The sequence below is a fragment of the Erwinia mallotivora genome (assembly GCF_000590885.1).
Classification (GTDB): domain Bacteria; phylum Pseudomonadota; class Gammaproteobacteria; order Enterobacterales; family Enterobacteriaceae; genus Erwinia; species Erwinia mallotivora.
Genome location: NZ_JFHN01000024.1, coordinates 1 through 13,916, shown reverse-complemented (window position 1 = coordinate 13,916; position 13,916 = coordinate 1). Strand labels below are relative to the sequence as shown.

The window sequence follows — 13,916 nt, the reverse complement described above, 5'->3', positions numbered from 1 at the left end:
GCCGTTGTTGACCTCACCGACTGTGGATGATTTTAAGCGGGCAATAAAAAACCCCACCGAAGTGGGGTTTTTATGCCGGGCATTAGCAACGATTAATCGTCGTTGCCACCCAGACCTGCATTCAGCAGTTCTGCCAGGCTGGCAGACGCTTCATCTGCGGTTACCTGAGGCACAACCGGCGCTTCACCAGCAGCACGGCGACGCATACGATCCTGATGATAGGCGTAACCAGTACCGGCTGGGATCAGACGGCCCACGATAACGTTCTCTTTCAGGCCGCGCAGTTCATCGCGTTTACCCGCAACGGCTGCTTCGGTCAGTACGCGCGTCGTTTCCTGGAACGATGCCGCAGAGATGAAGGATTCGGTCGCCAGTGATGCTTTGGTGATACCCAGCAGATCGCGCATGTAAGTGGCCGCGATTTTGCCGTTGGCTTCCAGCTCACGGTTAGAAATCTTAACGCGTGATACTTCAACCTGCTCGCCGTCCAGGAAGTCAGAGCTACCTGCACTTTCGATGGTTGCTTTACGCAGCATCTGACGAACGATGACTTCGATGTGCTTATCGTTAATCTTAACGCCTTGCAGACGGTAAACTTCCTGCACTTCGTTAGTGATATAACGGGTCACGGCATGTACGCCACGCAGGCGCAGAATGTCATGCGGTGACTCAGGGCCATCGGAAACCACGTCACCACGCTCCACGCGCTCGCCTTCGAACACGTTCAGCTGACGCCATTTCGGGATCATCTCTTCGTATGGATCGCTACCGTCTACCGGGGTGATGACCAGACGACGTTTGCCTTTGGTTTCTTTACCGAAGGAAATGATGCCGCTGATTTCAGCCAGGATTGCCGGCTCTTTCGGACGACGGGCTTCGAACAGATCCGCAACGCGTGGCAGACCACCGGTAATATCTTTCGTACCGCCGGATTCCTGCGGCACACGCGCCAGGGTGTCACCAGAACTGATCTTGATACCGTCTTCCAGCTGCACAATCGCTTTACCCGGCAGGAAGTACTGAGCAGGCATATCTGTACCTGGGATCAGCACGTCATCACCGTTGGCATCAACGATTTTCAGCGCAGGACGCAGATCTTTACCACCGGACGTACGCTCAGCACTGTCCAGGATCACCAGTGAGGACAGACCGGTCAGGTCATCCGTCTGGCGGGTAATGGTCTGGCCGTCGATCATATCGGTGAAGCGAACAAAACCACTCACCTCAGTGATAACCGGCATGGTGTGCGGATCCCAGTTTGCGACAGTTTCACCCGCCGCCACCTGCTGACCGTCACCTTTCGCCATGGTTGCACCGTAAGGAACTTTATAGCTCTCTTTGGTACGACCAAACTCGTCGATCATTTTCAGTTCAACGTTACGCGAGGTGATCACCAGCTTGCCAGCCGAGTTAGTTACCGACTTGGCGTTGATCAGTTTCAGCGTACCTTTGTTTTTCACCTGAATGCTGGATTCGGCTGCCGCACGCGATGCCGCACCACCGATGTGGAACGTACGCATGGTCAGCTGAGTACCTGGCTCACCGATGGACTGTGCTGCAATAACGCCGATGGCCTCACCTTTGTTGATGATGTGACCACGCGCCAGATCGCGTCCATAGCAGTGGGCGCACACGCCGAAGTCAGTCTCACAACTTACAACGGAACGCACTTTCAGGCTGTCAACAGAGTGCTCTTCCAGCAGGTCACACTGATGCTCGTGCAGCAGGGTGTTGCGTGGTAGCAGGATGTCTGCGGTACCCGGCTTGAGTACGTCTTCAGCCGTCACACGGCCCAGTACGCGCTCACGCAGGGGTTCTTTCACGTCGCCGCCTTCGATGACCGGGGTCATCAGGATGCCTTCGTGTGTGCCACAGTCGTCCTCGGTCACCACCAGGTCCTGCGCCACGTCAACCAGACGACGGGTCAGATAACCGGAGTTCGCGGTTTTCAGTGCGGTATCCGCCAGACCTTTACGCGCGCCGTGCGTGGAGATGAAGTACTGGAGTACGTTCAGACCTTCACGGAAGTTTGCGGTAATTGGCGTTTCAATGATCGAGCCATCTGGCTTCGCCATCAGACCACGCATACCTGCCAGCTGACGAATCTGTGCCGCAGAACCACGCGCACCGGAGTCGGCCATCATAAAGATGCTGTTGAAGGAGACCTGACGCTCTTCTTCACCGTCACGGTTGATCACGGTTTCGGTGGACAGATTTTCCATCATCGCTTTCGCAACGCGTTCGTTAGCCGCAGCCCAGATATCGATCACTTTGTTATAGCGTTCGCCAGCCGTTACCAGACCAGACTGGAACTGCTCCTGGATCTCGGCCACTTCCGCTTCCGCTTCGGTGATGATTTCGACTTTCTTCTCCGGGATAACCATGTCGTCAATACCAACAGACGCACCAGAGCGCGCCGCATAGGCAAAGCCGGTGTACATAGTCTGGTCAGCAAAGATAACCGTCGGTTTCAGACCCAGAATGCGGTAACAGGTGTTCAGCATTTTGGAGATAGCTTTCTTACCCAGCGCCTGGTTGACGATGGAGTAAGGCAGGCCTTTTGGTACGATCATCCACAGGATGGCACGACCAATGGTCGTATCGACCAGACCGGTTTTCGCTACCCAGTCGCCATGATCGTTTTTCTCGTGCTCGGTGATACGCACCTTAACGCGGGCATGCAGAGAGGCCAGGCCAGCGCGATAAACACGCTCAGCTTCTTTCGGGCCGGTCAGCACCATGCCTTCGCCTTTGGCGTTAACACAGTCGCGGGTCATGTAGTACAGACCCAGTACCACGTCCTGAGAAGGAACGATGATTGGCTCACCGTTAGCAGGCGACAGGATGTTGTTGGTGGACATCATCAGCGCACGCGCTTCCAGCTGGGCTTCCAGCGTCAACGGAACGTGAACCGCCATCTGGTCACCATCAAAGTCGGCGTTATAAGCCGCACAGACCAGCGGGTGCAGCTGAATTGCTTTACCTTCGATCAGTACTGGCTCAAAAGCCTGGATACCCAGACGGTGCAGCGTTGGCGCACGGTTCAGCAGCACCGGGTGTTCGCGGATAACTTCATCGAGGATATCCCAGACCACCGCTTCTTCACGCTCAACCATTTTCTTGGCCGCTTTGATAGTGGTGGCAAGGCCACGCAGCTCCAGCTTGCCGTAGATAAAGGGTTTGAACAGCTCCAGTGCCATTTTCTTCGGCAGACCACACTGGTGCAGACGCAGGTATGGACCCACGGTGATAACCGAACGGCCGGAGTAGTCAACACGTTTACCCAGCAGGTTCTGACGGAAACGACCCTGTTTACCTTTGATCATATCGGCCAAAGATTTCAGAGGACGTTTGTTAGAACCGGTGATAGCACGACCACGACGGCCGTTATCCAGCAACGCATCAACCGCTTCCTGCAACATACGTTTTTCGTTGCGGACGATGATATCTGGCGCGGCCAGATCCAGCAGACGCTTCAGACGGTTGTTACGGTTGATCACACGACGGTACAGATCGTTCAGATCGCTTGTCGCGAAACGACCGCCATCCAGCGGAACCAGTGGACGCAGATCCGGCGGCAGCACAGGCAGCACGGTCAGGATCATCCACTCTGGTTTGTTACCAGACTGAACGAACGCTTCCAGCAGTTTGATACGCTTGGTCAGCTTTTTACGCTTGGTTTCGGAGTTGGTTTCGTTCAGCTCTTCACGCAGCTGCTCGCATTCCTGCTCCAGATCCATGTTTTTCAACAGAGCCTGGATAGCTTCGGCACCCATTTTCGCGTCGAACTCATCACCAAACTCTTCCAGCGCATCCAGATACTGCTCTTCAGTCAGGATCTGACGGCGCTCGAGGTTGGTCATACCGCCTTCGATAACCACATAAGATTCGAAGTACAGCACGCGTTCTATGTCACGCAGTGGCATGTCCAGCAGTAAACCGATGCGGGATGGCAGCGATTTCAGGAACCAGATGTGTGCAGTTGGCGAAGCCAGCTCAATGTGGCCCATACGCTCACGACGGACCTTGGTCTGTGTAACTTCAACGCCACACTTCTCACAGATCACACCACGATGCTTCAAACGCTTGTACTTACCGCACAGGCATTCGTAATCTTTTACTGGCCCGAAAATACGCGCACAGAAAAGCCCGTCACGTTCTGGTTTGAACGTACGGTAGTTAATGGTTTCCGGCTTTTTAACTTCACCAAAAGACCAGGAACGGATCATGTCTGGCGAGGCCAGCGCAATTTTGATCGCATCAAACTCTTCGGTCTTAGTTTGCGCTTTCAGAAACTTAAGTAAGTCTTTCACGGATTAGCTCCCGTCGGAGTGAGACTTCTGAGCACGCCCCGAAGGACGTGCTGTAACCATTACAAATGCGAGTGTTTACTCGTCTTCCAGCTCGATGTTGATACCCAGCGAGCGGATCTCTTTCAACAGAACGTTGAAAGATTCCGGCATGCCTGGCTCCATCTGATGGTTGCCGTCAACGATGTTCTTATACATCTTGGTACGGCCGTTAACGTCATCAGACTTCACGGTCAGCATTTCCTGAAGGGTGTAGGCAGCACCATATGCTTCCAGTGCCCACACTTCCATCTCACCGAAGCGCTGTCCACCGAACTGCGCTTTACCACCCAGCGGCTGCTGAGTAACAAGGCTGTAAGAACCGGTAGAACGTGCATGCATTTTGTCATCCACCAGGTGGTTGAGTTTCAGCATGTACATGTAGCCAACGGTAACCTGACGCTCGAACTGCTCGCCGGTACGACCATCGAACAGGGTAATCTGACCAGAAGATGGCAGACCGCCAAGCTGTAACAGCTCTTTGATCTCGCTCTCTTTTGCGCCATCAAACACCGGCGTGGCGATTGGCATCCCTTTCTTCAGGTTTTCAGCCAGGCGCATCACTTCATCATCAGAGAAGGTAGACAGGTCCACTTTCTGACGCACGTCGGTGCCCAGGTCGTAGGCGCGCTGAATGAATTCACGCAGTTTGGCCACTTCTTCCTGCTGCTTAAGCATCGCGTTGATCTTCTCACCGATGCCCTTCGCCGCCATACCCAGGTGGGTTTCCAGAATCTGACCAATGTTCATACGTGACGGTACGCCCAGCGGGTTCAGTACGATATCGACCGGCGTACCGTTCTCATCGTATGGCATATCTTCGATCGGGTTGATCTTGGAGATAACACCTTTGTTCCCGTGGCGACCTGCCATTTTATCACCAGGCTGGATCTGACGTTTCACCGCCAGGTACACCTTGACGATTTTCAGCACGCCAGGTGCGAGGTCATCACCCTGGGTGATTTTGCGGCGTTTCGCTTCGAGTTTCTTCTCAAACTCGTGCTTCAGCTCGTCGTACTGCTCCGCCAGCTGCTCCAGCTGGTTTTGCTTCTCTTCGTCGGTCAGACCCAGTTCCAGCCAGCGCTCACGTGGCAGTTTGTCCAGTTTTTCCGCTTCCACCCCGCCGGAAACCAGCAGGTAGTGGATACGGCTGAACAGGCCCGCTTCGAGGATTTGCAGTTCTTCAGACAGGTCTTTTTTCGCCTGCTTCAGCTGCATCTCTTCGATTTCCAGTGCACGCTTGTCTTTTTCCACGCCGTCGCGGGTGAAGACCTGTACGTCAATCACCGTACCTGACACGCCGTTTGGCACGCGCAGAGAAGAGTCTTTAACGTCAGAGGCTTTCTCACCGAAGATCGCACGCAGCAGCTTCTCTTCTGGCGTCAGCTGGGTTTCACCTTTCGGCGTCACTTTACCTACCAGAATGTCGCCACCGGTCACTTCTGCACCAATATAGACAATACCGGACTCATCCAGTTTAGAGAGCGCGGCTTCACCCACGTTCGGGATATCAGCAGTGATCTCTTCCGGCCCCAGCTTGGTGTCACGAGAGACACAGGCCAGTTCCTGAATGTGGATGGTGGTGAAGCGATCTTCCTGCACCACACGCTCGGAGACTAAAATGGAGTCTTCGAAGTTGTAGCCGTTCCACGGCATGAACGCGACGCGCATATTCTGGCCAAGAGCCAGTTCGCCCAGATCCGTTGAAGGACCATCAGCCAGCACGTCACCGCGTTCAATCGGTTCGCCCAGATTGACACACGGCATCTGGTTGATGCAGGTGTTCTGGTTAGAACGGGTGTATTTAGTCAGGTTGTAGATGTCGATACCGGCTTCGCCCGGGTACATCTCATCTTCATTGACTTTAATAACAATACGGGAGGCATCGACATACTGCACAACACCACCACGTTTCGCCACCGCGGTTACACCGGAGTCAACCGCTACCGCGCGCTCCATACCGGTACCAACCAGCGGCTTGTCAGCACGCAGAGTGGGAACCGCCTGACGTTGCATGTTTGCACCCATCAATGCACGGTTGGCGTCATCGTGCTCAAGGAACGGAATCAGTGACGCACCGACAGAAACCACCTGCTGGGTGGAAACGTCCATGTAGTCAACCTGATCGCGGCTGAACAGACTGGATTCGCCTTTGCTACGGCAGGTAACCAGGTCATCGACAAAGTGGCCTTCGTCGTCGAGGTTGGTGTTCGCCTGCGCAATAACGTAATTCCCCTCTTCAATCGCAGAGAGGTAATGAATTTCGTCGGTCACCACGCCATCGCGAACGCGGCGGTATGGGGTTTCCAGGAAACCATACTCGTTGGTCTGCGCATAAACAGACAGGGAGTTAATCAGACCGATGTTTGGACCTTCAGGCGTTTCGATTGGGCACACGCGACCATAGTGCGTCGGGTGAACGTCTCGAACTTCAAAGCCTGCACGCTCACGCGTCAGACCGCCCGGGCCCAGTGCCGAGATACGACGCTTGTGGGTAATCTCAGACAGTGGGTTGTTCTGGTCCATAAACTGTGACAGCTGGCTGGAACCAAAGAACTCTTTCACCGCAGCAGAGATTGGCTTGGCGTTGATCATATCCTGAGGCATCAGGGTATCGAGATCGCCCAGTGAAAGACGCTCTTTCACCGCACGCTCAACGCGCACCAGGCCAACACGGAACTGGTTTTCAGCCATTTCACCCACGGAACGGATACGACGGTTACCGAGGTGGTCGATGTCATCCACTTCGCCGATGCCGTTACGGATACCGATGAGTTTCTTCATCACTTCGATGATGTCATCTTTGCTCAGGATGCCTGAACCTTCGATCTCATCACGCAGTAAAGAGCGGTTGAACTTCATCCGGCCAACCGCAGAGAGATCATAGCGGTCTTCAGAGAAGAACAGGTTTTCAAACAGGTTTTCTGCCGCTTCGCGCGTTGGCGGTTCGCCAGGGCGCATCATGCGATAGATCTCAACCAGCGCGCTCAGACGATCGGTGGTTGGGTCGACGCGTACGGTTTCGGACATGTACGGACCGTGATCGAGATCGTTGGTAAACAGCGTCTCAACACGCTTATGACCGGACTGGCTCAGTTTAGCCAACAGATCCAGCGACAGTTCCATGTTCGCGGCAACGATCAATTCGCCGGTGTTTTCGTCGATATAATCTTTAGCGACGACTTTACCCGCAATGTATTCAACCGGAACTTCGATGTGCTCAACGCCATCTTTTTCCAGCTGACGAATGTGGCGGGCCGTAATGCGGCGCCCTTTTTCTACGTAAACATTACCGTTAGCTTCGATATCGAAGGAGGCCGTTTCACCACGCAGACGCTCAGGCACCAGCTCCATCTGCAACTTATTGTCACGGATTTCGTACACTACTTTTTCAAAGAACAGGTCAAGGATCTGCTCAGTGGTGTAGTTCAGCGCACGCAGAATGATGGTCGCAGGCAGCTTGCGGCGACGGTCAATACGGACGAACAGGTTATCTTTTGGATCGAATTCAAAGTCCAGCCAGGAACCACGGTAAGGGATAATACGTGCGTTATACAGCACTTTACCCGAAGAGTGGGTTTTACCCTTATCGCTGTCAAAGAAGACGCCAGGACTACGATGCAGCTGAGAAACGATAACACGCTCTGTACCATTGATGACAAAGGTACCGTTATCGGTCATGAGCGGAATTTCACCCATGTAAACTTCTTGTTCTTTAATGTCTTTAACCGTGCCTTCCGGCGCTTCGCGCTCGTAGATCACCAGACGCAGTTTTACGCGCAAAGGTGCAGAGAACGTGACACCACGAATCTGACACTCTTTAACATCAAAGACAGGCTCGCCCAGGCGGTAGCTAACATATTGTAGCTCTGAGTTACCGCTGTAGCTTTGGATGGGAAATACAGAACGGAAAGCAGCTTCCAGACCGTACTGACCTTCCGGATCTTGCTCGATGAACTTCTGGAACGAGTCAAGCTGGATAGAAAGGAGATAAGGAATATCCAGAACTTGTGGACGTTTTCCAAAATCCTTACGAATGCGTTTTTTCTCGGTATAGGAGTAAACCATAGGGTTCCTCAGCTCGCTGAAAAGTAGAACCTCTCTGTCCGTCCAGGGGGGACAGTTCATGCAACACTATTTTGTGACGCGGAAGGAAATCCCCTCCGTAATACCTCTTTCTATCACTCTTAAATCATTTCATTGCCATCGCGTAACCGCAGCAGACCACCGGGCAGGAGAGCAGTATATTAAGTCGTCGATAGAAAAAGATATTAAGCAAAACAATGACTAAACAGTGTGAAACGTCATTGCCGCTTTAGAGCGCAAAAAGGCTGGTGACCAATCAGTCACCAGCCATCAGCCTGAGTTATCCTTGCGGACTAATCAGGCTGCAACCTGAAAGCGTGGCTTATTTAACTTCAACTTCTGCGCCAGCTTCTTCCAGTGCTTTCTTCAGAGCTTCGGCGTCATCTTTGCTGATGCCTTCTTTCAGGGCAGCAGGTGCAGACTCAACCAGATCTTTAGCTTCTTTCAGGCCCAGACCAGTTGCGCCACGTACTGCTTTGATCACGGCAACTTTGTTAGCGCCGATAGCTTTCAGTACAACGTCGAACTCAGTTTTTTCTTCAGCAGCTTCAGCAGGACCGCCAGCAGCAACAGCTACAGCAGCAGCAGCAGAAACACCGAATTTTTCTTCCATAGCGGAAACCAGCTCAACAACGTCCATTACAGACATAGCCGCTACTGCTTCCAGAATTTGATCTTTAGTGATAGACATAACAATTGTTCCTGTAAATCAGAAATAGTGTGTGCTTAGAGTGCAACAGACAAGGAAGTGCGATTAAGCAGCTTCTTTGGCGTCGCGAACGGCTGCCAGAGTACGGACCAGTTTGCCTGCAGCGGCTTCTTTCATGGTCGACATCAGACGTGCCAGCGCTTCTTCGTAAGTCGGCAGCGTTGCCAGACGGTCAATATTGGCCGCACTGATCAGCTCACCTTCAAAGGCCGCAGCTTTGACCTCAAATTTTGCATTCGCTTTCGCGAACTCTTTGAACAGACGAGCAGCAGCGCCCGGGTGTTCCATAGAGTATGCAATCAGGGTCGGACCAACAAACGTGTCTTTCAGGATCTCAAACTGAGTTCCTTCAACGACGCGGCGCAGCAGGGTGTTACGAACAACACGCATGTATACGCCAGCTTCACGACCTGCTTTACGCAGTTCGGTCATTTTATCTACGGTTACGCCACGAGAATCCGCAACTACCGCAGACAGCGCGCCTTTGGCTACTTCGCTGACTTCAGCAACAATCGCTTGTTTGTCTTGAAGATTTAATGCCATTAGCTTTTGCTCCTGGATTTTGGCCGGAGATGAATTTCCCCGGAACTCACATCACCTGACCTCAGTTGCCCGAGGCAGGCGCTAAACACGGTGAGCAGAATCCAGCAAAGACTATAAAAATATTCTTCAGGTTCTGTCACCGTCTACGCAGGAAATTAAGTATGACCTTGCGGTCCCACACCTGCGGTCTTGGACGGAGGCCTGGATAAGGCCAGGCTCCAACCGAAAATTCTTTCTGTTCTGCGTCACTCGAACCGATACGGCGTTGGCTGCTTTCGCTCGCAACAGTCACATAGCTTGCTATGCTCCTGCCGACTCGCTCACTGGCCGCCTTGTCTCAATCCGACCGACTTGAACAGCTTTTGTCTGTCACTCGAATCGATACTGAACAACATCGATTAGAGGTTCTGCATGTTAACAGAACAATGGGCGAAAGATTCTAGTCGAAACTGACGCCCAGGTAAAGCAGATTAGTTAGCCGCTGCGCTCAGGCCAGCCTGATCAATCGCAACGCCTGCACCCATAGTGGTGGAGATGCTAACTTTCTTGATGTAAACACCTTTAGCCTGAGAAGGTTTTGCTTTTTTCAGCGCAACCAGCAGAGACTCCAGGTTTTCTTTCAGTTTGTCTGAATCGAAATCAACCTTACCAATGGTGGTATGGATGATGCCGTTCTTGTCGTTACGGTAACGAACCTGGCCCGCTTTAGCGTTTTTAACTGCTTCAGCAACGTTAGGAGTTACAGTACCCACTTTCGGGTTTGGCATCAGGCCGCGTGGACCCAGAACCTGGCCCAACTGGCCAACAACGCGCATTGCATCAGGAGATGCGATAACCACGTCAAAGTTCATTTCGCCTTTTTTGATCTGTTCAGCCAGATCTTCCATACCTACCAGCTCAGCACCGGCTGCTTTAGCAGCTTCTGCGTTTGCACCCTGAGTAAATACGGCAACGCGAACAGAACGGCCAGTACCGTGCGGCAGTACAGTTGCACCGCGAACGTTCTGATCGGATTTACGAGCGTCGATGCCCAGGTTAACTGCTACGTCAACGCTTTCTACGAATTTGGCCGTGGCCAGTTCCTTCAGCAGAGCAACAGCTTCGTTGATGTCATACTGTTTAGTTGAATCAACTTTGTCACGGATCACGCGCATGCGCTTGGTCAGCTTAGCCATTTCTTAGTCCTCTACTACCAGGCCCATGGAACGAGCAGTACCTTCAATTGAGCGAGTCATCGCTTCAACGTCAGCACCAGTCATGTCCGCAGCTTTAGTGGCTGCGATTTCACGTAACTGATCACGTGTAACTTTACCTACTTTGTCTTTGTTCGGCTTACCGGAACCAGACTTGATACCCGCCGCTTTTTTCAGCAGAACGGCTGCCGGAGGCGTTTTGGTAACAAAGGTAAAAGAACGGTCAGAATAAACGGTGATCACTACCGGAGTTGGCAGGCCTTTTTCCAGAGATTCTGTTTTGGCGTTGAACGCTTTACAGAATTCCATGATGTTAACGCCCTGCTGACCCAGTGCCGGACCAACTGGTGGACTTGGGTTTGCCATACCGGCTGCAACTTGCAGCTTAACGTAGGCTTGTACTTTCTTAGCCATGATATTTCCTCTATTGGGTACAAACGCCCTGAAAGGCTCCCCGTGATTAATATTTACACGCATGAAACAGCGCATAAAAACAAAAGGCGCGAAATTGTAGTGTAATTTCGCGCCTTTCGCAACAGCTATTCAATCGCATTGCGGATTGTCAATTTCACAATCCCGCACACCAGCAAATAACCGGTTATCAGCCTTTTTCTACCTGACCGAAGTCCAGTTCAACCGGCGTCGCACGGCCAAATATAGAAACAGAAACCTTGAGGCGGCTTTTCTCGTAATCCACCTCTTCCACCACGCCGTTGAAATCAGCAAATGGACCGTCATTGACGCGGACCATTTCACCTGGTTCAAACAGCGTTTTCGGACGTGGTTTATCGCCAACCTGTTGCAGGCGGTTCATGATCGCGTCGACTTCTTTATCGCTGATAGGTGCGGGGCGATCGGAGGTCCCACCGATGAAGCCCATGACACGCGGCACACTGCGCACTAAATGCCAGCTTGCATCGTTCATCACCATCTGGACCAGAACGTAGCCTGGGAAGAACTTGCGCTCGCTTTTACGACGCTGACCACCACGGATTTCAACCACTTCTTCGGTTGGCACCATGACTTCGCCAAAAAGTTCTTCCATGTTATGTAACTTGATATGCTCGCGTAACGACTGCGCTACACGGCCTTCAAAACCGGAAAACGCCTGAACGACGTACCAGCGCTTCTTTGGAGCTTCAGACATCTCAGAACCTCAGGCCAGTAATAAACGATACCAGGCGGACCAGAATGCCATCCAGCCCCCACAGAATCAGTGACATCACGGCAGTGACCGCGGCAACGATTAACGTGGTATGCAACGTTTCCTGGCGAGTCGGCCAAATGACCTTGCGAACTTCAGTGCGCGCTTCACGCGCGAATGCCAGCGTTGACTTGCCTTTTGCTGTCAGTAGTGCGATGCCACCTGCTGCGGCAATCAGGACAACCACGGCCAGCGCGCGCAGCGGGAGAGTAATTTCACGGTAAAAATAGTTGCCAACGATAGCCGCAATCAGCAGTATCGCAACAACCAGCCATTTAACTGCTTCCAGGCCGCGCCCGCTCCCTTGAGCTTCGGTATTAGCACTCATAAACCAACCTGCCACAATAAATCAGAAACTATTTTGCCCACAAAAATGTGAGCAACCGAACCGAATGATGCTGTCAGGCGAAACTCGGCATATCCCTTTATCTTTCAGGCTGCAACATGCTTAACTGTCTTCACTCACCCGGCCTTATGGCAATCCACAATGTCCGGGAATTGTTCAGTGACTGTCGCGATGCAACGTGAAATCTGTCGGGCTTTACGCCGTTCAACAGAGCCTGCCTCAGCAATGATTATTATGATTGAAAATCACTGATGAGCCAGGTTCTATGTTACAGCGTATAAAAAGGGCATCAAATGATGCCCTCTTCCTGTGCGTTGCGTCAAATGTTATCAGCGATTAAGCGATAACTTTAGCAACAACGCCCGCACCAACAGTACGTCCGCCTTCGCGGATTGCGAAACGCAGACCGTCGTCCATTGCGATTGGGTGGATCAGCGTAACAACCATTTTGATGTTATCACCTGGCATTACCATTTCAACGCCTTCTGGCAGTTCAATGGTACCGGTCACGTCAGTAGTACGGAAGTAGAACTGTGGACGGTAGCCTTTGAAGAACGGAGTATGACGGCCGCCTTCATCTTTGGACAGAATATAAACTTCTGACTCGAATTTGGTGTGTGGCTCGATGGTGTCTGGCTTAGCCAGTACCTGACCACGCTGGATATCTTCACGCTTGATACCACGCAGCAGGATACCACAGTTCTCACCAGCACGACCTTCGTCCAGCAGCTTGCGGAACATTTCAACGCCGGTACAGGTTGATTTCACAGTATCTTTGATACCAACGATTTCAACTTCTTCACCCACTTTAACGATGCCGCGCTCAACACGACCGGTCACAACGGTACCACGGCCGGAGATGGAGAACACGTCTTCGATTGGCAGCAGGAACGGCTTGTCAATAGCACGCTCTGGTTCCGGGATGTAGTTATCCAGGTGGCCCGCCAGCTCGATGATTTTGGCTTCCCACTCAGCGTCACCTTCCAGCGCTTTCAGCGCGGAACCGTGAACGATTGGGGTGTCATCGCCCGGGAATTCGTACTGAGACAGCAGATCACGCACTTCCATCTCAACCAGTTCCAGCAGCTCTTCGTCATCAACCATGTCACATTTGTTCAGGAACACGATGATGTAAGGTACGCCTACCTGACGACCCAGCAGGATGTGCTCACGGGTCTGCGGCATTGGGCCGTCAGTCGCAGCAACAACCAGAATCGCACCGTCCATCTGCGCAGCACCGGTGATCATGTTTTTCACATAGTCGGCGTGGCCCGGGCAGTCAACGTGAGCGTAGTGACGGGTTGGGGTGTCATACTCAACGTGAGAGGTGTTGATGGTGATACCACGTGCTTTTTCTTCTGGTGCGTTATCGATCTGGTCGAATGCACGAGCAGAACCACCGTAGGTTTTAGCCAGAACGGTAGTGATAGCTGCGGTCAGGGTAGTTTTACCGTGGTCAACGTGGCCGATAGTACCAACGTTGACG

9 protein-coding genes are annotated in these 13,916 nt (G+C 52.5%); all 9 read right to left on the bottom strand.

The window, feature by feature from the left end; all coding sequences use genetic code 11:
* Positions 1 to 92 precede the first annotated feature (92 nt).
* Positions 93 to 4,313, bottom strand: coding sequence for a DNA-directed RNA polymerase subunit beta' (gene rpoC, locus BG55_RS03710; protein WP_034934453.1), 4,221 nt, complete (start codon positions 4,311 to 4,313; stop codon positions 93 to 95).
* Between the two features lie 75 nt (positions 4,314 to 4,388).
* Positions 4,389 to 8,417 (bottom strand): DNA-directed RNA polymerase subunit beta, encoded by a 4,029-nt coding sequence (gene rpoB / locus BG55_RS03705; protein WP_034934451.1) that lies wholly within the window; start codon positions 8,415 to 8,417, stop codon positions 4,389 to 4,391.
* Between the two features lie 340 nt (positions 8,418 to 8,757).
* On the bottom strand, positions 8,758 to 9,126 hold the full coding sequence (gene rplL, locus BG55_RS03700) for a 50S ribosomal protein L7/L12 (RefSeq protein WP_034934450.1): 369 nt from the start codon (positions 9,124 to 9,126) through the stop codon (positions 8,758 to 8,760).
* Between the two features lie 63 nt (positions 9,127 to 9,189).
* Positions 9,190 to 9,687, bottom strand: coding sequence for a 50S ribosomal protein L10 (gene rplJ, locus BG55_RS03695; RefSeq protein WP_034934449.1), 498 nt, complete (start codon positions 9,685 to 9,687; stop codon positions 9,190 to 9,192).
* 470 nt (positions 9,688 to 10,157) lie between these two features.
* On the bottom strand, positions 10,158 to 10,862 hold the full coding sequence (rplA, locus tag BG55_RS03690; protein WP_034934447.1) for a 50S ribosomal protein L1: 705 nt from the start codon (positions 10,860 to 10,862) through the stop codon (positions 10,158 to 10,160).
* A gap of 3 nt (positions 10,863 to 10,865) precedes the next feature.
* Entirely contained in the window at positions 10,866 to 11,294 is a 429-nt protein-coding gene (rplK, locus tag BG55_RS03685; RefSeq protein ID WP_034934446.1) for a 50S ribosomal protein L11, read from the bottom strand.
* 187 nt (positions 11,295 to 11,481) lie between these two features.
* Positions 11,482 to 12,027 carry a transcription termination/antitermination protein NusG gene (gene nusG / locus BG55_RS03680; RefSeq protein ID WP_004154985.1) on the bottom strand — a complete coding sequence of 182 codons (546 nt, stop codon included), beginning with the start codon at positions 12,025 to 12,027 and terminating at the stop codon, positions 11,482 to 11,484.
* A gap of 1 nt (position 12,028) precedes the next feature.
* Positions 12,029 to 12,412 carry a preprotein translocase subunit SecE gene (gene secE / locus BG55_RS03675; protein ID WP_034934444.1) on the bottom strand — a complete coding sequence of 128 codons (384 nt, stop codon included), beginning with the start codon at positions 12,410 to 12,412 and terminating at the stop codon, positions 12,029 to 12,031.
* A 354-nt stretch (positions 12,413 to 12,766) separates the two neighbouring features.
* Positions 12,767 to 13,916, bottom strand: a 1,150-nt coding sequence (tuf, locus tag BG55_RS03670; protein WP_034934443.1) for an elongation factor Tu, incomplete at its 5' end; no start/stop codon positions are given.